The sequence below is a fragment of the Vibrio sp. FF266 genome, from assembly GCF_041439695.1.
In the GTDB taxonomy this organism is placed as follows: Bacteria; Pseudomonadota; Gammaproteobacteria; order Enterobacterales; family Vibrionaceae; genus Vibrio; species Vibrio tasmaniensis_A.
In genome coordinates this window covers 21,328-38,488 of record NZ_JBGOOO010000029.1, presented here as the reverse complement: position 1 = coordinate 38,488, position 17,161 = coordinate 21,328, and the positions used below count along the sequence as shown (strand labels likewise).

Annotated in this window: 19 protein-coding genes; 13 read left to right on the top strand and 6 right to left on the bottom strand. The window is 44.5% G+C overall.

Features of this window, described 5'->3' with window-relative positions:
- Positions 1-2 precede the first annotated feature (2 nt).
- Positions 3-1,541: a COG3650 family protein gene (locus tag ACED59_RS18360; RefSeq protein WP_017098544.1), complete on the bottom strand. Its 1,539-nt coding sequence runs from the start codon at positions 1,539-1,541 to the stop codon at positions 3-5.
- A gap of 39 nt (positions 1,542-1,580) precedes the next feature.
- On the opposite strand from ACED59_RS18360, the gene ACED59_RS18355 reads away from it, so the two are divergent.
- Complete coding sequence (locus tag ACED59_RS18355; protein WP_017098543.1) at positions 1,581-2,048, top strand: EVE domain-containing protein; 468 nt, start codon at positions 1,581-1,583, stop codon at positions 2,046-2,048.
- A gap of 88 nt (positions 2,049-2,136) precedes the next feature.
- Here the strand turns inward: ACED59_RS18355 and ACED59_RS18350 are convergent, their stop codons facing one another.
- Both ACED59_RS18350 and ACED59_RS18345 read right to left on the bottom strand, forming a co-directional pair.
- Positions 2,137-2,964, bottom strand: coding sequence for a Cof-type HAD-IIB family hydrolase (locus ACED59_RS18350; protein ID WP_009848219.1), 828 nt, complete (start codon positions 2,962-2,964; stop codon positions 2,137-2,139).
- Between the two features lie 190 nt (positions 2,965-3,154).
- Positions 3,155-4,135 (bottom strand): alpha/beta fold hydrolase, encoded by a 981-nt coding sequence (locus ACED59_RS18345; protein WP_009848220.1) that lies wholly within the window; start codon positions 4,133-4,135, stop codon positions 3,155-3,157.
- An 81-nt stretch (positions 4,136-4,216) separates the two neighbouring features.
- Here ACED59_RS18345 and rhtB point away from each other — a divergent pair, with 81 nt between their 5' ends.
- The 7 genes from rhtB (at position 4,217) to ACED59_RS18310 (ending at position 10,949) form a co-directional block, all read left to right on the top strand.
- Positions 4,217-4,834 (top strand): homoserine/homoserine lactone efflux protein, encoded by a 618-nt coding sequence (rhtB, locus tag ACED59_RS18340; protein WP_009848221.1) that lies wholly within the window; start codon positions 4,217-4,219, stop codon positions 4,832-4,834.
- Positions 4,835-4,879: 45 nt separating this feature from the next.
- Entirely contained in the window at positions 4,880-6,100 is a 1,221-nt protein-coding gene (locus ACED59_RS18335; protein WP_009848222.1) for an EAL and HDOD domain-containing protein, read from the top strand.
- Positions 6,101-6,198: 98 nt separating this feature from the next.
- The gene (locus ACED59_RS18330; RefSeq protein ID WP_009848223.1) at positions 6,199-6,540 is read left to right on the top strand and encodes a metalloregulator ArsR/SmtB family transcription factor; all 342 of its coding nucleotides are present in this window, start codon (positions 6,199-6,201) and stop codon (positions 6,538-6,540) included.
- Positions 6,541-6,641: 101 nt separating this feature from the next.
- Positions 6,642-7,643, top strand: coding sequence for an ArsJ-associated glyceraldehyde-3-phosphate dehydrogenase (locus tag ACED59_RS18325; protein WP_017098542.1), 1,002 nt, complete (start codon positions 6,642-6,644; stop codon positions 7,641-7,643).
- Positions 7,644-7,800: 157 nt separating this feature from the next.
- Positions 7,801-8,310 (top strand): cyclin-dependent kinase inhibitor 3 family protein, encoded by a 510-nt coding sequence (locus ACED59_RS18320; RefSeq protein ID WP_029224010.1) that lies wholly within the window; start codon positions 7,801-7,803, stop codon positions 8,308-8,310.
- 221 nt (positions 8,311-8,531) lie between these two features.
- Positions 8,532-9,752: an organoarsenical effux MFS transporter ArsJ gene (gene arsJ / locus ACED59_RS18315; protein WP_017097107.1), complete on the top strand. Its 1,221-nt coding sequence runs from the start codon at positions 8,532-8,534 to the stop codon at positions 9,750-9,752.
- A 183-nt stretch (positions 9,753-9,935) separates the two neighbouring features.
- Positions 9,936-10,949, top strand: coding sequence for an acyltransferase (locus tag ACED59_RS18310; RefSeq protein WP_017097108.1), 1,014 nt, complete (start codon positions 9,936-9,938; stop codon positions 10,947-10,949).
- Positions 10,950-11,009: 60 nt separating this feature from the next.
- Here ACED59_RS18310 and ACED59_RS18305 read toward each other — a convergent pair whose 3' ends face one another.
- Positions 11,010-11,339, bottom strand: coding sequence for a DUF2500 domain-containing protein (locus ACED59_RS18305; protein WP_017097109.1), 330 nt, complete (start codon positions 11,337-11,339; stop codon positions 11,010-11,012).
- Between the two features lie 244 nt (positions 11,340-11,583).
- On the opposite strand from ACED59_RS18305, the gene ACED59_RS18300 reads away from it, so the two are divergent.
- The 4 genes from ACED59_RS18300 (at position 11,584) to ACED59_RS18285 (ending at position 14,624) form a co-directional block, all read left to right on the top strand.
- Positions 11,584-11,958 (top strand): hypothetical protein, encoded by a 375-nt coding sequence (locus tag ACED59_RS18300; RefSeq protein WP_004736595.1) that lies wholly within the window; start codon positions 11,584-11,586, stop codon positions 11,956-11,958.
- A 928-nt stretch (positions 11,959-12,886) separates the two neighbouring features.
- Positions 12,887-13,507 carry a lysoplasmalogenase gene (locus ACED59_RS18295; protein ID WP_029223157.1) on the top strand — a complete coding sequence of 207 codons (621 nt, stop codon included), beginning with the start codon at positions 12,887-12,889 and terminating at the stop codon, positions 13,505-13,507.
- Between the two features lie 90 nt (positions 13,508-13,597).
- Positions 13,598-13,834 (top strand): YecH family metal-binding protein, encoded by a 237-nt coding sequence (locus ACED59_RS18290; protein ID WP_009848231.1) that lies wholly within the window; start codon positions 13,598-13,600, stop codon positions 13,832-13,834.
- Positions 13,835-14,039: 205 nt separating this feature from the next.
- Positions 14,040-14,624 (top strand): YhgN family NAAT transporter, encoded by a 585-nt coding sequence (locus tag ACED59_RS18285; protein ID WP_009848232.1) that lies wholly within the window; start codon positions 14,040-14,042, stop codon positions 14,622-14,624.
- Positions 14,625-14,741: 117 nt separating this feature from the next.
- Here ACED59_RS18285 and ACED59_RS18280 read toward each other — a convergent pair whose 3' ends face one another.
- Both ACED59_RS18280 and rsmD read right to left on the bottom strand, forming a co-directional pair.
- The gene (locus ACED59_RS18280; RefSeq protein WP_009848233.1) at positions 14,742-15,008 is read right to left on the bottom strand and encodes a DUF1145 domain-containing protein; all 267 of its coding nucleotides are present in this window, start codon (positions 15,006-15,008) and stop codon (positions 14,742-14,744) included.
- Positions 15,009-15,018: 10 nt separating this feature from the next.
- Positions 15,019-15,621: a 16S rRNA (guanine(966)-N(2))-methyltransferase RsmD gene (gene rsmD, locus ACED59_RS18275; RefSeq protein ID WP_009848234.1), complete on the bottom strand. Its 603-nt coding sequence runs from the start codon at positions 15,619-15,621 to the stop codon at positions 15,019-15,021.
- Positions 15,622-15,851: 230 nt separating this feature from the next.
- Between rsmD and ftsY the strand changes: the two genes are divergently transcribed.
- Complete coding sequence (gene ftsY, locus ACED59_RS18270; protein ID WP_012605029.1) at positions 15,852-17,120, top strand: signal recognition particle-docking protein FtsY; 1,269 nt, start codon at positions 15,852-15,854, stop codon at positions 17,118-17,120.
- Positions 17,121-17,161: the final 41 nt, after the last annotated feature.

Sequence of the window (17,161 nt, the reverse complement as noted above, 5' to 3'; positions counted from 1 at the left end):
GGTTATAGCTTAACTCCGCTTTGCGCTGGTGATATGCCATCAGCAAACAGAACCACGTCGCTGATATCAGCATCATTTGCAACTGGAGCGACACTTGGATTCAGTGGGTAGCTAACACCGGTGTAAGACAGTGTGTGCTTCGCAGGTGTTGCTCCACCGCCACTGACATTGAAGATCAGATCCTGCCAGCCGTGGTTTTGCGATTTACCTAAGCGTATGTCGCCCTTAACCAGTGTCACTCGGCTATTGAAGCGCCAGTTATCTTGATGGTTTTCGAAAATCAGCAGTGTACAGCCACCCGAGCCACACCAGTCCAGTTGAGCAAACAACTCTTCCTTACCATCACCGTTTAGATCGTAGGTTAGCCAGCGGTACTGAGTGTTGTCTGGATCGGTATTGTTGATCTTAAAATACTCGCGGATCGCTTGGTCGACTTTTGGATCAAGTTGATCACTGGAGTTGACCTGCTTAGCGGTTAGATCAACGTTAGCGGGGGTGTTTGCTTGCGCACTCTTAGCTTCGAATAGCACCAGACCGCCATTGGCAATCGGATAGACCACGTTGCCCACTTTCTCTTTTTCAGCGATTAGCTTGCCATTATCGAGTGTGAAGATACGCTCGGAGATTAAATACTGTTGCTGGTGGCGAGTCATAACCACTTGTACCTGATTTTGGTTCAGTTGCTGCCAGAAGCCCTGCTCAACAATAGAAGGGTCTCCATTGCTGTATGAATAAGTCGTGATAGCACTGTGGTCATTGTTGAGTTCAAGGTTGATAGAGAACCCTGAGTTTTGCGTTGAGCTAGCGAAGTAGAGTCCGCTCCAGTCCAATGTTGGATCTTGGTTTGAGACCGTTGCACAGCCATTATAGTTACTGTCATTGAGGTTAAGCTTGGCATGCCATCCATAGATAGAATCACTCATACCGTCGCTACAGCTCTCCTTCGTAAGGTTGAGTTTGCCTTGTGCTGTTTTACCCTCTAATTGGTAATCACGACTACTTGGTGTGGTGCGGCTTGATTCAATATCGAGGAGCTGTGGTTGTTCGCCCATCTTAGTGTATTTGAGCTGGTCTTTATCGAAGGTTGCTGACCAGAAGGGTTCATTACCGAATACTCGTGTTGAACGCAGTGGTTGGTCACAACGATTAGGATTTTCTGCGGTTAGGATATTCACTTGATCAACCACGAAACGTGCCGTGAAATCTGCGTTATACCCGGTTTGGCTCGGTACGGTTAGGTGACCAATCAGCTCGCCATATAAAGCTTGGTAAGGTCTCGTTGAGAGCCCTTGTGCTTCTAGCGCTAACTCTGGAGATAAGTCTAACCAGTATTGTTGTTGGCTACCGCAAGGGGTGAAGGTTCGGCTTTCATGGCCAACCACAACCTGACCACGCATGATGAAGGTTTGCGGTTGAATGCTCAGTGGCTCATCCAAGGTTGCTGGGGGCAATTCAGGTTGTTGTGGCGTATCAGGTGCCGTAACACAGCCTTGTAGAGCGAATGCGACTAGCCATGTCACTGGGTTTTTCATTACCTTCATGTTATATCTTCCTCGGAGCAACCGTTAATTGGATTTATTATGGCATATTGGTTATTTAAAACAGAACCCGACACCTTTTCTATTCAGACTCTGAGAGTACAAAAAACCTCTTGTTGGGAGGGTGTACGCAACTATCAGGCTCGAAACATGATGCGTGATGACGTCAAGCTTGGAGACTTGGTGATGATATACCATTCATCATGTAAAAAAGTTGGCGTGGCGGGGATCGCGAAAGTAACCAGAGAAGCCTACCCAGACCACTTTCAGTTCGACCCAGAGAGTGATTACTACGACCCTAAGTCTTCGCCCGATAATCCGCGCTGGATAATGGTTGATGTTGAGTTTGTGCGAGTGACTGAACGCTTGATTCCTTTGGCAACACTTAAAGCCATGCCTGAACTGTCAGAAATGCCACTGGTTAAACGGGGCAACCGATTATCGATCATGCCGGTTACCGAACAAGAGTGGCAGGCAATATTAAGCAAAGAAATACAGGGTTCTCGATAGCGTTAGAGAGAGCTTTTTACGTAAGGTTCAAAAAAGGCAGCCAGTTGGCTGCCTTTTTATTTATTCAGATCTTTTCGACGAGACGAGATTAGAGCAGGTGCTTTTCTAGATAGTGAGCAACGGCGTCGTCTGCGTTGCTGCCAATCACTTCATTGTCTGGTAGAGCTTTCATCACTTTTTCATGTGATGTGCCCATGATTAGACCTTTACCCGCCATCGCTAGCATCTCTGCGTCATTCATGCCATCACCAAAGGCAACACAGTTATCCAGTGTCAGGTTCAATGATTTCGCAACAGCGTCTAAGGCGTGGCCTTTAGATACTTCAGCGGCCATCACTTCTAAACACCAAGGTGTTGAGAAGGCGATGTTCAGTTTGTCTCCAAACGCATCTTTCAGCTTTTGCTCAAACGTGACCAGATATTCGTGGTCTTGCTCTGGATGTGTGAAGAAGACTTTAGCAATGCCGTCGCTTGGGGCATTATCAGCTTCAAATCGCTTGTAGCTAAAGCCAGACTCACTATGGAACTTAGCGAGCATTTCGTCTTCACGGTCGAGTAGCCAATCTTCATTCTGGTACATATGAATAAAGATATTTGGATCTTGGCGAACAATATCAATAACCGGTTGAACTAATTTCTGAGGGACGTCCTGGCTATACATCAGTTGATCGTTCTGGTCGTGTACGCGAGCACCGTTTGACGTGATCATGTATGCCGGAATCCCTGCAATTTGACGAATCCCTGCTACGTCGACGTGATGGCGACCCGTAGCGAAGATAAAGGTGTAACCTTGCTCGTGTAACTTCTTAAGCGTTAGTTTGGTAAAGTCGCTTAGCTGATGGTTGGGAGCCAAAAGCGTACCATCTAAATCAGAAGCAACAATTTTCACGGAATCTTTAAGTGCAGGAATAGTCATTTAACCCTCATTGCAAAATGCTTAGCAAATATCAATACTAGCCAACGCTAGCATCGTTTTAACCACAATATCTCTAGGTGGAAATTGTATGCCAATTTCATGCAAGAAAAGAGGGCAAAGCTCACTTACTTCTCTTCCTCTTTAGCGCTTATCTTCTTGGTCGGTTACTTAGCCTATTAGCTTATTCGATCTAGGCAAAAAACTGATTGATAGCATCCAGTGTGTGATTACGGTATTCATCTTGCTCAAACAGTACCTCATGCCTAGAACCCTCAATCACCTTAAACTGGCAATCAGAGTTGGTTTTTTTCAGCTTATTGATGAACTTCACTTGAGCATCGTTACTCACAATCTTCTCTTCCCCTGCCTGAATCAATAGCAGTGGGATCTTGATTTGACGAGTTTGTTGTATTGCCTGCTTGGCGGCCATTAACCCTTGCCATACCCAGCGAGTACTTGGTCCGCCAACCTGCAAAGAAGGGGAACCGTCATATAAGCAACGGAACCACTGATAGCGCACCTTACTGTGGCTTAATAAGTTATTTTCGAAGGGCTTAGAGTAATACGCCTGTTGCCCGGGGGCATAAGTCGGCTTGGCATAGAAAGCGGTGAGAGCTTGCCCAACAAGCATTGCGATAGGCTTGAAGTACCATTCAGTATTTATCCCAAACATCGGAGCGCACAGAGTGACTTTGTCAAACGGGTGGTTGGGATGAGTTTGCAAGTAGCGAGTGGCGATTGTACTGCCCATCGAATGTGCGAGCAGGTAGCGATTGGAATACTTGCTAAGATCAAAACTGGCAATAATGTCAGACATATCTGATACGTAATCATCAAACTCGTGAATGTGACCAATGTCAGAGTCTGTTACCATACGTTCCGACTGACCTTGACCTTGGTGGTCAAATGAATAAACGTCATAACCTTGCTGATAGAAATCATAAAAGAGCTCTTGGTATTTTAAGCAGCACTCGATGCGACCATTTGAAATAACAATAGCTTTGGTGTGTGTCGGAGAAGTTAAGCTACACCAGTACAACCTTTTTTTACCAGATGATGTAACATAACCATCCTTTCGTTGTTGCCAAAGGGTGGAGATCGGGTGTTTAATCGCTTGCTCGAACTCAGGTTCTTGCGTGTATGAAAACAGGGTGGCACTGTGGTTTTCCATGGGAAATTACCTGAACTGATGCATGTGAGAGCGTCATCGCTACTAATGTTGTTAGATTAAAGAACTAGTAAGGAAATGCAAATGGATACTCATGTTTGGCTTGCTTATGTCGTCACGGCGATTTTGTTTAGTTTGGCACCGGGCTCAGGTACCGTTAACTCAATCAGCAATGGGCTCAGCTATGGCACCAAGAAGTCACTTGCGTCGATCGTAGGCTTACAGCTCGGTCTTGCATTTCATATTATGCTGGTGGGAGCGGGTATTGGTGCACTAGTGGCAAAATCCGCCTTGGCATTTACCATCATCAAATGGGTGGGCGTGGTTTATCTTCTATGGTTAGGCATTCAAAAGTGGCGTGATAAGTCTAGCTTGGTGGCTTCAGAAGAAAAATCAACGCTATCGAGTGGCAAGCTGCTCAGAAATGCAGTGCTTATCAATTTGACTAACCCAAAATCTATCGTGTTCTTAGTTGCTCTGTTTCCGCAATTTATCGATCCGACACAACCGCAAGCACCGCAGTTGTTGGTGCTTGGAGTGACCACTGTATTTATTGATAGCGTGGTTATGTTGGGTTACACCTCATTAGCTTCACAAATGGGACGTTTTATTCGCTCAGATCGCATAATGGGTAAGATAAATAAAATATTTGGTGGTATGTTCATGGGTTGCGGCGCTTTGCTGGCTGCTGCCAAAGCTTAATGAAAGTAATAGAGTTATAGTTAAATCAATTAGAGTTATCAATAAATGACCGCTACGTACGTTGCTCGACAACCTATCTTAAACCGTAACAAGAACACGCTTGGTTATGAGCTGCTGTTTCGTGACGGTGATAGGAATGCCTACCCCGCGCATATTGAGTCTAATCGAGCAACGTATCGCCTGATCGTTGAAAACTTCTTGTCCGTTGGGCTTAACCCTTCGATCCCATCTTCACGCTGCTTCATTAATTTTCCGTATCAAAGCTTGATTCGTCGTCTTCCAATGAGCTTACCGAAAGATAAGGTCGTAGTTGAGATTCTTGAAACCTGCCAACCGACCGATGAGCTATTAGAGGTAATCAAAGAGCTTTATCAAGCAGGGTATATGATTGCCCTAGATGACTTTACTTCGACACCTGAGTGGGAACGTTTCCTTCAATATACGCATATTGTTAAGCTTGATATCATGCAGATGGGGTTGGATGCGGCGTGTGAGTTAGTCAAAAAGCACGAAGGGAAGAAGTATAGTTTTCTTGCTGAGCGGGTTGAAACGGAACAAGAGTTCCAACAAGCGAAAGAAGCAGGGTTTAAGTTTTTCCAAGGCTATTTCTTTAGTAAGCCCGAAATCATAAAGACTAAGTATATTAGCCCAGAGCAAGTGATAGCGATGGAGCTATTCCAAGAGGTCTGTAAGCCGGATGTCGACTTCCAACGTGTTGAAAGCATCGTCGCGAAAGATATTGCCTTATCCTATAAGCTTCTGCGCTTTGTGAATACTATGTCACCCCGCCTTGAGGTCACCATCTCTTCATTTCGTCAGGCCTTGGTTTATTTAGGGCAAGAGAAATTGAAAATGTTTGTCTCGCTAGCAGTAGCGTCTTATGTCTCTGATAAAAAGCCCAAAGAGCTGTATGGCCTGTCTTTGCAGCGTGCGCAGTTTTGCCAACGGATGTCTCGTTACCAAGTATTTAAAGGGCATACTGAACAAGCCTTTATGATTGGTTTGTTCTCATTGCTTGATGCGTTGCTCGATCTGTCGTTAGAGAACTTAATTGAACAATTACCGTTATGCACAAGTATTAAGGTGGCCTTGCTGCGCAGAGAAGGTCCATATGGCGCATTATTAGCGCTTGAAGAAAGTTTCGAACATGCTGATTGGCAAAAGATTGATGATCACTGTGCTGATCTAGGTTTGAACGTGGAACAAGTGAAAACAGAACTCACTGAAGCTCGACGTTGGAGCCATATTGTTACCAACAAACTCTGATATTTTTCGTTAAACTTTTATGACAATGAAAACGCACGCCTTGACGTGCGTTTTTTTATAACTAATATATATGCATATCCATATATGAGTATGTAGTTATGCTTCCTCACCAATTTTTTAAATTACTGTCTGATGAAACGCGAGTGCGTTGCTTAATGTTGATTGTGCGCCAAGAGTGCCTATCTGTTGGTGAGTTGACTCAGGCATTACAAGAAAGTCAGCCAAAGATTTCCCGCCATCTTGCGCAGTTGCGTTCAAACGGAATTTTAACTGACGTTCGCCAAGGGCAGTGGGTGTTCTACCGTCTGTCACAAGATTTACCGGGTTGGATGCTAAAGTTAATTGATGACCTTATCGCATCGAACTGTTTGAAAACTGAATACCAACAGGATATTGAGCGCCTAGAAGCCATGACTTCACGCCCTCAATGTTGCGTTTAAATACATTTAAATTTATTGCCAAAATCGTTGAGATTGCAGCTAGGCATAGTCAACAACACTGCGGCTTCAAATATGAAGGCAATTAACTGAGAGAAAAGAGTATGACAGTCAAAGTAGGTATTAATGGTTTTGGCCGTATCGGCCGTCTAGCACTTCGCGCAGCATTCGATTGGGCTGAGCTAGAGTTTGTTCAAATTAACGATGTAGCAGGCGATACAGCAACACTGGCGCACCTTCTTGAGTTCGATTCGGTTCAAGGTCGCTGGAACCACGAAGTCACGGTTGAAGGCGATGAGATGATCATCAACGGCCAACGCATTAGAACTACGCAAGAGCGCGATATCGATGCAATCGACTGGTCTGGTTGCGATGTGGTTATCGAAGCGACGGGTGTTCACCGTAAGACATCTTTCCTAAACAAATACCTTGAGCAAGGTGTGAAGCGTGTTGTGGTATCGGCACCAGTAAAGGAAGAAGGCATTGCAAACATCGTAGTTGGTGTGAATGACGCTATCTTCGATCCAGCGGTACATAAGATTGTGACTGCGGCATCTTGTACGACTAACTGTCTTGCGCCAGTGGTTAAGGTGATCAACGAGAAGTTGGGTATCGAAAACGCAGCTTTCACCACTATTCACGATCTAACTAACACGCAAACTATATTAGATGCGCCGCACAAAGACCTACGTCGTGCTCGTGCATGTGGTATGAGTCTTATCCCGACAACGACAGGCAGCGCTAAAGCGATTGTTGAGATTTTCCCGGAGCTTGAAAATCGTATTAATGGCCACGCGGTTCGTGTACCACTAGCGAACGCCTCTCTGACCGACATCATCTTCGAAGTGAAGCAAGACACCACTGCTGAAGAAGTCAACGCGATGCTGAAAGAAGCGTCTGAGAATGAACTGAAAGGCATTCTTGGCTTTGAAGAGCGTCCCCTGGTTTCTATCGATTACAAAGGCGACCAACGTTCAACAATCGTGGATGCACTATCAACGATGTTGGTCGGTAAGCGCATGGTTAAGGTCTACGCTTGGTACGACAACGAGATGGGTTACGCGACACGTACCGCTGAGCTAGTTCGCACTGTTGGCCTTGCATAATACTCTTCATACTTGAAGCTGCAGCGTTGTTAACTGCGTAAGTTCACCCTAATCACATAGAACCACTATGCTCATAGGGCTGAACTTACTGGTTGCCTAGCTGCAACTCCAATTATTTTGAGTATCGGTCTATATACAAAAGAATTTTAAGAGATTGATGACGATGACGAATTCTCAAGTACACCCAACATGGCAACTAGATCTAGAAACTGGTGCGTTAGTGCTTACTCCGTGCCCAGGCACTAAAGACGCTGACCTAGATGCATCGTTAACGCAACTGAAAGCACAAGGCGTTGAAGCTATCGTGACAGCACTTGATGACCATGAGCTTGCAAGCAAAGACGTTGCGGCACTTGGTGAGAAGACACGTGCGCTAGGCATGCAATGGTTCCAAATAGAAATCGAAGACGATTGTGCACCGGGTACCGATTTTGCTGCGAAGTGGCGGGCGACTAGTCCAGTTTTACACCAAATTGTGGATAACGGCGGTAAGGTAGCAATGCATTGCATGGGCGGTTCTGGCCGTACTGGTTTGCTGGCTGCACACCTGTTGTTAGAGAAGAGCTGGGACATGAATAAGATTGTTCAAGAGGTGCAGGCACTGCGTCCGGGCGCATTCACTAAAGCCATTCAGGTTGAATACATTAATGGCGTAGCTTCTGCGTAGCTCTTCATACTTGAACCTGCAGCGTTGTTAACTGCGCAAGTTCACCGGATCGCCGGCCGCCCTAATCACATAGAACACCTATGCTCATAGGGCTGAACTTGCTTGTTGCCTAGCTGCAACTCCAATTATTTTGAGTATAAGTTAAGTGGAAAGTAAGAATTAGAGCTTTTGGACACCTATGATCTAAAAGCTCTTTTTGTTTAGATTGCAGAGATAGCGTTATGTTTTCAAATCTAAGTAAGAGCGTTCGCCAATACATGTTGGTGACTTTTAACTACTGGAACTTCACCATTACTGATGGTGCACTTCGCATGCTGGTGGTTCTGTATTTTTACGACCTTGGCTACAGTTCGTTAGAGATCGCCTCACTGTTCCTTTTTTATGAATTCTTTGGTGTGGTGACGAACCTAATTGGTGGTTGGTTAGGGGCGCGTCTTGGCCTCAATAAGACCATGAATATCGGCTTAGGGATGCAAGTTGTCGCTTTGGGCATGCTCGCGGTGCCAACCGCAATGTTGACCATTCCTTGGGTAATGGCGGCGCAGGCCTTGTCTGGTATCGCTAAAGATCTCAATAAGATGAGTGCTAAAAGCTCGATTAAAACCTTAGTCCCAGATGAGCAGCAAGGTGCGCTTTATAAGTGGATTGCGATTCTAACCGGATCTAAGAATGCACTGAAAGGTGCCGGGTTCTTTATCGGTGGCTTACTGCTTTCGACGATTGGTTTCCAATACGCAGTGCTCGCGATGGCTGCTGTGCTGACCTTGGTCTTCATTGGCAGTTTAGTGAGCTTAGAAGCAGACATGGGCAAAGCGAAAACCAAACCGAAGTTTAAACAGATCTTCTCTAAGTCTGAATCCATCAATATCTTGTCGGCTGCGCGTATGTTCCTGTTTGGTGCTCGTGATGTGTGGTTTGTGATTGCTTTGCCGATTTATCTAGGCAGCGTGTTTGGTTGGGACCACTCATGGGTGGGTGGCTTCTTAGCGGCTTGGACCATCGCATACGGTTTTGTGCAGGGCATTGCACCTAAGATTACTGGTAAAGCACAAGGCAAGGTGCCTGATGGACATGCAGCACTACTATGGGCGGGTGCATTGGCTATTGTGACTGCCGGTATTGCCTATGCGGTGCAAATTGGCTGGCAACCAGAGCTAGTTATCATCGGTGGATTGATGGTATTTGGTGCCATCTTTGCGGTGAACTCATCACTTCACTCATACCTGATTGTGAGTTACGCGAAAGGCGATGGGGTTTCTCTTGATGTTGGTTTCTACTACATGGCAAACGCGATGGGTCGCTTGATTGGCACGATATTGTCGGGCTTGGTATTCCAGATGGCCGGTTTGTCTGCGTGTCTGTGGGTATCCTTCGCATTCTTAGCGATAACGACGGTGATCTCTCTGCGTTTACCTAAAGTGCCGCAAATCTCAGCGGCATAAGCTTCAGCCGCATGAGCCTCATTTGTAAGAGTGAAAGTCGCATTGCTTAGGTCGGGTAACCTAGAGTCGAATAAGTTAAATTCGCGATAAGTATCTTCTTTAACGCTAAGCTGACTTGGTATTTATTCCGGTCAGCTTTTTTATTGCTATAGTAGAATGATTGAATATTAATCAGGCATTTACATGAAGCAGCGAATTCTCTTTTTTGATTTAGCACGATGTGTCGCGGCCATAGCTGTTATCGCGATTCATGTTTTGGCGCCTTATCGTAATGAATTAAGCACCATTCCTTTCGGTGAGTGGCTGACTGCCATTACGGTGAATGGTTTCAGCCGCTGGGCAGTGCCTGTGTTCATCTTGATTTCTGGTGCATTGATGCTGAGTGATCAGCGCCCGTTTGACGCCAAATACTACCTCAAGCGCCGTCTGGGTAAGGTACTGATCCCATTCATTGTTTGGTCGCTTTTCTATACCTACCTATCAGGTTGGTCGCTAATGGGTTTTGATGCGGACGTCAGTTGGGAGGTTTTGCTCAATAGTTATCATCACTACACGTACTATCACCTTGGTTTCTTCTATTACTTCATCCCACTCTACTTTGTGATTCCTTTTTTACAGATCATGGTCAGAAAGTACGGTGATAGATCTGTCTATGCCTTTACGGCGGTATGGTTGTTCACAACGTTATTGTTCTTATTGAAAATCGATGGCCCTTGGAGTCACGAGTTGTGGTTGTACACCGGGTACTTACCGTTGGGTTACCTGCTGTATAAGATGGTTCCACTTAACAAGATGACTGTCGGCGTGAGTGTGTTACTTGGTGGATTAGCGTTACTGACCACGGTTTATATGGTGGTTGATGCAAGTTTGGTCGCAGAAGAATACACGGTAGGGCGTTGGTTATCTTACAAGACGTTGAACACCGTATTAGCGGCGAGCATGGTGTTCATGGTGTGCCGTTACTATGGTGAAGGCTTGTCTGAGAAGAGCAATCAAGTGGTTGGTTTTATCAGTAAACACAGCTTAGGTATTTATCTGCTGCACCCGATTTTCTTATGGCCAATGAAAGAGTTCGGTTGGTACCAAGGACACCCTGCTTGGGTTATTCCATTATGGATTGTGATCAGCGGAGCTGGCGCGTTATGGATGAGCTGGTTGGTCTCTAAGTCAGAGAAAACACGTTGGTTATTGCCTTAGCGGTGGGTGCTAAGGCTTTCTGATGGATTGCTTAGAAGATACAGTTGAAGTACCTAATGTTTAGCGCTTCAATGCAAAGTGTAAAAACTTATCGCCTTGGTAGGTTAAGGTACCTTTGTCGCCAGGGTTCAGGGCGTGGAAGTAGTGGATTCCGACTTGGAACTCTCGTTTTGGACCAACCACACCACGTTGAACGTAAATCCAATACTCTTGATCTTCTTGGCCAGGTTCTGCATCAGGAAGGTCGATGGATTGTTTGTCCAACACAGTGACGTTCACTTTCTTTTCTGGCGCATTTTCACCTTGTGAGTGCTTTCGATAGAAACCAAAAAATACCCAAGCCGCTAGACCGGCGAGTGCAAAGATGGCAAAAAAGAGTGAATTAGGCATGTAACCTCCATGTAGTCGTGATGGTTATTCTAATCTTTCAAGCAATAGGGATATGTGTTTCAAGCCGTTATTCGTGAACTGTTGTAAGCCAAGCTGATTATTTTTCGGCAGACATCACATTTAGAGGCCAGTTTGGGATAAAGCATTGTTATTTATTGTCTCTTTCTCTCGTAAATAACAGTGATTTTGTATAAGAATAGGGAAATGCTCGACTAGAATTATAGTGTGGAGTGGGAGGGCTAATATGACCGATATTGAAAAAGTGGTGACAAGAACTCGTAATATAGAGAAATTATTGAGGCTTCAATATCATGCCGAAGGCGAAGGATTGCATGAGCTTGTAACAAGCTGTGAAGAAAGGCTACCGCACGATATGGTGAGCAAACTGCGTTATATCGCAACGTGTCGTAATAAGGTAGTCAATGAGCATGAGGCTAAGTTGGAAGACCAGCATAAGTTCATCATGATGTGTAACGACTGTGAGAAGGAGTTGACTCCACGTAGTGGTCGTTTTATTTGGCGAGTTGCAATCTTACTGATGATGGCAATGACTTTAGCTGCTGCTGGTTTCTATTATGCGAACTGGGATGTGTTAACACTGCATCTGTTTTCGAAATGAAAAAATTGAACAAAAAAAGGGACGCTAATGGCGTCCCTTTTTTTATCTGTAACTTGCTTAGTACATCATCGGTAGTGTCATTAGACCTACAACTACCGCGATCATTACAAGTCCTTGTCTTTGCGAAGATGAAATCATAACACTACTCCTAAATTTGGTTGTCTCTCGCTATGTTTTAAAGAATAGCACTACTTATGGCTTTAGATCAAGAATTACTTTCGAAGCCTTTAAAAGTGATAGAAAACTATTGGGTTTTCTATCACTTTTGCTATGTTTTACTGTGTGTTTTGGGGAGCTCTTATTTTGTTCGTTATGATTTTTTTTTGTTCTCATTTGTTTTAAGTTGTTGTTTTGTAATGGTCATTTTGTGTAATTTATATTGTTAAAGGTTGTTAAACTGTATTAATGGGGCTTGGTGGTGTCTAGGTTTGTTTAATTAAGCTTTATAGGTTTTAGGTTTGATTTTTGTGATGGTTTTTTGACAGGAAGCTTAGCTAAACCTGACAAAGTGGTTTTTATAAAGGTAATTTACGCACTTTGTAAGTCTAGGTTTGTATAGTGTTGGAAAGTTCTATGTAAGTCTGCTTTTTGATTTTAAGTGTTTGTTTTTAATGTGTTTGTGCATTTTATTTTGAACTTTTAGTTATGTGGTATTTGCAATATATAGCGACATATTGTGGCGTTGGTAGGATAGAAGTGATTGGAATTTAAGTTTGGGTTCTCTAGCGTCAATTTATATGAGTTTTCCGAACAATGAGTCTATTTTAAAAGGAATAATCACTATCGCTGAGGGTATTGTGACGACTTCAATCTAAAGATGCTCTTTTTAGTGGAAGCGTAATCAAGATCCAATTTTGAAGGGCTGAGGCTTTACATCAACACCCGTGTGCCTAGACTGGCGACGATTAAAAGCAATAGGGCAAATGATATGTGGAGTTGGTTGGCGGTTTCCTTGTCTGGTATTGGAGCAATAACAGGAACGAAACATGGGCATATCGGTCAGGCTTTATTGTATAAGGTCTTTACCTTTGTATTATTGGCGACTATTGCTCTAACTCAATCTGTTGTCGTTGATTTTACCTATTGGGTAGTCGCTGGGTTAGCGATATCCGCGATCGCAGATGTGCTTCATACTGTTACTCAAAAACGTCTTCTGCATTTTGTGTGTTTCCTGTTGGCTCAACTTTGTTACAGCAAAGCATTTTGGTTACAGCTATCAGGAGAAATGGTCTGGTGGTTGTTCGCGCTGCTGTTAGCTGCATGTATCGTTGCTTTCTTCCTATTACTCCCTCGCTTAGACAAACTCGTTTTTCCAGTGGTTATCATGGGTATTGTGCTCATTCAGCTTGCTTGGGCCTCTGGTGAAGTCTGGTTACTTGAGCCTCAGCTATCACATGCTGTTGGTTTTGTTGGTTGCTGCGTGCTGCTGCTTTCCGCATTGGCGTACGCCCTAAATTTCTATCGCAGCCCAATCAAGGGCGCTTACTTTTGGGTAACGGGCAGTTATTTTCTTGCACACGCTCTCATCGTTGCTTCCCTCACCATTTAGGGTAGAGCTAGCTTAATTCTGAGCTACATCAAGGCAGCTTAGATGAAAATAGGTACTCTACGTCTACTTCATTAAACATGAGATAGAGTTATGACCACTGAAATCCACGCACACAACGTTTTAAACCTACTGAGTGAAAAGCCACTGACTCGTGAAGAATTGACGCAAGAGCTCGCTCAAACCTATGGCGCTGAAGCTCGCTTTCATACGTGTAAGCTGAACGGTCTGGATTTAGATGGATTGCTGAAATTTTTCCTGAAAATGGAAAAGGTCGTGATCATTGATGACAAGCTTTGCACTAATCGCGAACGTGTTTGTAATCACTGATCTTGAATGACCATCAGTTCTTGTCGCCAGTGAACTGTGATTAGCGAGTGGATGCGATATTCTTGGCTCCACTCCGACCATTTCTCCCTCGTTTGGCTCTCATAAATACACTTCCAATAACGTAAATTTCTAAGTTTGTTACTGTGTTCGAAAATCAATCTTGAGGCTGCTATACTCCGCGCACTTACGCTTTCGAGACAAACTTATGGAAATTTTATCTGCAGCGACCATGCTGTTTCTTATTATGGATCCGCTTGGCAACTTACCAATCGTGCTTTCTATCCTTAAGCATATTGATCCGAAGCGTCGCCGTATTGTTCTTGTTCGCGAACTAATGTTTGCGCTGATTATCCTGCTGCTGTTCTTGTTTGCTGGTCAAAGCATCATGAACTTCCTGCATGTGCAGCCTGAAACCTTGAGTATCTCTGGCGGTATTATTCTGTTTATCATCGCGATTAAGATGATTTTCCCAAGTGCGGGTAGTATTACTGGCCTCGCGGCGGGTGAAGAACCGTTTATTGTGCCGATGGCGATCCCTATGATTGCTGGCCCTTCAGTGATTGCGGCATTGATTCTTTTGTCGACACAGCATCCTGACAACATGTTAGAGCTTTCAGGCGCAGTGATGCTGGCTTGGGGCGCGACCTTCTTTATTCTGATGTTTAATGGCTTCTTCCTACGAGTACTAGGTGAGAGAGGCCTTAAAGCCATCGAACGCTTGATGGGCCTGTTGTTGGTTATGCTGTCGACGCAAATGTTCCTAGATGGTGTAAAGGGCTACATGGGCTAACATCAGTATCATCGCTGAATAAAAAAACGCCGCTCAAATGAGCGGCGCTTTTGTATCAACTGTTTCTGTCATGATGTTTTCTGTCGCTAAGCGTTTTATATCTAAGCTTAAGCTTTATTACATCATGTGTTTGCGTCGGATATCGAGTAGGGCAAAGACGCCGAAAATCAATATGGACCACTTCTCCCAACGTGACATTTCGATCTTATCGCCAAAAGCACCGATGAAAATCAGCATCTGCAGGCCGTGCATGAAGAATAAGAATGCTGTCATGATATAAAGCGCAATCGCAGCATTACCCGGGAATGGGTAGAAAATATTGGCGATTAAGATAAACCAAACAAAGGCGATGGCTGCTTTTGCTAGTGGAAGCAAGAACTTCATTCAATAACTCCTATTCTTCAGTGATTCGATTGAACAGTCGGTAGCTCGACTGGCCAGTGGTCTTATCGCGGTGTAATTCCCAGTTTTCTGGCATAGCTTCGAGTTTTAGCTCTTTCTCTGTCTCGACGTAAATGATGGCGTTGTCGGCAAGCCAACCGTTGCTCTCAAGCAGTTGTACTGTTTCTGCGAGTAAGCCTTTACGAAATGGAGGATCGAGAAAGACCATATCGTAAGGAGTGCCTGGCTGCTTAAGAAAAGAGATAGCATCAGTGTTGACTACATTGATGTTGTCTGCTTTGAGCTCTTTCGCGTTATCAGAAAGCTGTTTGGCCGCTTTTTGATTCATTTCGAGCAGTGTCACCATTTTTGCTTGGCGAGAAGCGGCTTCAAAACCTAGACCACCAGAACCGGCGAATACATCCAAGCAGGTCGAATGTGGGATATCTTGTGCCACCCAGTTAAAGAGTGTTTCTTTGACTCGGTCAATGGTTGGGCGTAATCCTTCTAAATCATGAACAGGCAGCTTTCTACCTCTCCATGAGCCACTAATAATTCGAACAAAGCCTCCGGATGGCTTTTTTTGTGATGTGTTTTGCTGGCGACGTCTTACCATAGATTTTTTGACCGCTAATAAAGTGATACTATACCGAGCCCAATTTAAGTGGGTTCGAGTATTAAATAAATTTACAATGACAAAGTGTATCAAGCTAAAAGCAAACTTATCACTGCTTTGTCATTTTTCTTTACTATTCGTTTGTACAAGCTTGTATTGTATAACAATAGCAAAGAGTCGACGTGTATTAAGTCAATACAGCTAATTAGTAGATCTAGGAAACTCCTCTGATGACGGAAAAAAAGAAGCGCGGATTATTATCGTGGCTTGGTTTTGGTGAAGAAGAACAAAGCCCAAAAACTCAGAATGAAGCGAACGTAGAAAACGTTGAAGATCAAACTGAAGTTGAATCACAAGTTGAGGCTGAACAGGTCGCACCTGAAGTTGAAGACGCTAAATCAACGGAACCTAAGTCTGTTGAATCTGAACTTGCGGAGTCAGAGCAAACGCTTGAAGAGGCTCAACAAGATCAGCAGCCTGTCGCAGCAGAAGCAGAAGCAGAAGCAGAAGCAGAAGCAGAACAGGAAGAAGTGATTGCTTCTCAATCTAAGGTTGAAGAAGTTCAAGAGAAGCCGACAGAAAGCTTCTTTGCACGACTTAAGCGTAGCCTAAGCCGTACTAAAGCAAACATTGGTGCTGGCTTCTTTGGTTTGTTCAAAGGCAAGCAAATCGATGAAGACCTGTTTGAAGAATTAGAAGAGCAACTTCTGATCGCCGACGTGGGTATGAATACCACCGTGAAGATCATTGAAAACCTAACAGAAAAAGCATCCCGTAATGACCTAAAAGACGGTGAAGCGCTTTATGGTCTGCTTAAAGAAGAGATGTCAGAAATCTTGAGCCAAGTGGAACAGCCACTGGTTGTTGATACCACTAAAACACCTTATGTTATCTTAATGGTGGGTGTGAATGGCGTGGGCAAAACAACCACTATCGGTAAGCTGGCGAAACAATTCCAAAGTGAAGGCAAGAAAGTGATGCTGGCGGCGGGTGATACCTTCCGTGCGGCAGCGGTTGAACAACTTCAGGTTTGGGGGCAGCGTAATGATGTTCCGGTTATCGCTCAGCACACTGGTGCCGATAGCGCGTCTGTTATCTACGATGCGATTGAAGCGGCGAAAGCGCGTGGTGTTGATGTTGTGATTGCAGATACTGCAGGCCGTTTGCAGAACAAGAGCAACTTGATGGAAGAGCTACGCAAGATTGTTCGTGTAATGAAGAAGATCGATGATTCTGCACCGCACGAAATCATGTTAACGCTAGATGCAGGTACCGGTCAGAATGCGATTAGCCAAGCGAAGTTGTTTAGTGACGTGGCACCAGTAACGGGCATTACGCTAACTAAGCTAGATGGTACGGCGAAAGGTGGCGTAATTTTCTCAATTGCTGACCAGTTCCAGATTCCAATCCGCTACATTGGCGTGGGTGAAGGCATTGACGACCTGCGTCCATTTGAGTCGAAAGACTTTATTGAAGCACTATTTAGCCGCGAAGAGTAACGCGTGTAGCAAAGTGGTTTATCCTTAACCTGCTACCGTTT

What these genes read in the sequence shown, in the direction of transcription:
- ACED59_RS18360 (WP_017098544.1), bottom strand. Translation starts at nt 1,541, where the DNA reads ATGAAGGTAATGAAAAACCCAGTGACATGGCTAGTCGCATTCGCTCTA.
- ACED59_RS18355 (WP_017098543.1), top strand. Translation starts at nt 1,581, where the DNA reads ATGGCATATTGGTTATTTAAAACAGAACCCGACACCTTTTCTATTCAG.
- ACED59_RS18350 (WP_009848219.1), bottom strand. Translation starts at nt 2,964, where the DNA reads ATGACTATTCCTGCACTTAAAGATTCCGTGAAAATTGTTGCTTCTGAT.
- ACED59_RS18345 (WP_009848220.1), bottom strand. Translation starts at nt 4,135, where the DNA reads ATGGAAAACCACAGTGCCACCCTGTTTTCATACACGCAAGAACCTGAG.
- rhtB (WP_009848221.1), top strand. Translation starts at nt 4,217, where the DNA reads ATGGATACTCATGTTTGGCTTGCTTATGTCGTCACGGCGATTTTGTTT.
- ACED59_RS18335 (WP_009848222.1), top strand. Translation starts at nt 4,880, where the DNA reads ATGACCGCTACGTACGTTGCTCGACAACCTATCTTAAACCGTAACAAG.
- ACED59_RS18330 (WP_009848223.1), top strand. Translation starts at nt 6,199, where the DNA reads ATGCTTCCTCACCAATTTTTTAAATTACTGTCTGATGAAACGCGAGTG.
- ACED59_RS18325 (WP_017098542.1), top strand. Translation starts at nt 6,642, where the DNA reads ATGACAGTCAAAGTAGGTATTAATGGTTTTGGCCGTATCGGCCGTCTA.
- ACED59_RS18320 (WP_029224010.1), top strand. Translation starts at nt 7,801, where the DNA reads ATGACGATGACGAATTCTCAAGTACACCCAACATGGCAACTAGATCTA.
- arsJ (WP_017097107.1), top strand. Translation starts at nt 8,532, where the DNA reads ATGTTTTCAAATCTAAGTAAGAGCGTTCGCCAATACATGTTGGTGACT.
- ACED59_RS18310 (WP_017097108.1), top strand. Translation starts at nt 9,936, where the DNA reads ATGAAGCAGCGAATTCTCTTTTTTGATTTAGCACGATGTGTCGCGGCC.
- ACED59_RS18305 (WP_017097109.1), bottom strand. Translation starts at nt 11,339, where the DNA reads ATGCCTAATTCACTCTTTTTTGCCATCTTTGCACTCGCCGGTCTAGCG.
- ACED59_RS18300 (WP_004736595.1), top strand. Translation starts at nt 11,584, where the DNA reads ATGACCGATATTGAAAAAGTGGTGACAAGAACTCGTAATATAGAGAAA.
- ACED59_RS18295 (WP_029223157.1), top strand. Translation starts at nt 12,887, where the DNA reads ATGTGGAGTTGGTTGGCGGTTTCCTTGTCTGGTATTGGAGCAATAACA.
- ACED59_RS18290 (WP_009848231.1), top strand. Translation starts at nt 13,598, where the DNA reads ATGACCACTGAAATCCACGCACACAACGTTTTAAACCTACTGAGTGAA.
- ACED59_RS18285 (WP_009848232.1), top strand. Translation starts at nt 14,040, where the DNA reads ATGGAAATTTTATCTGCAGCGACCATGCTGTTTCTTATTATGGATCCG.
- ACED59_RS18280 (WP_009848233.1), bottom strand. Translation starts at nt 15,008, where the DNA reads ATGAAGTTCTTGCTTCCACTAGCAAAAGCAGCCATCGCCTTTGTTTGG.
- rsmD (WP_009848234.1), bottom strand. Translation starts at nt 15,621, where the DNA reads ATGGTAAGACGTCGCCAGCAAAACACATCACAAAAAAAGCCATCCGGA.
- ftsY (WP_012605029.1), top strand. Translation starts at nt 15,852, where the DNA reads ATGACGGAAAAAAAGAAGCGCGGATTATTATCGTGGCTTGGTTTTGGT.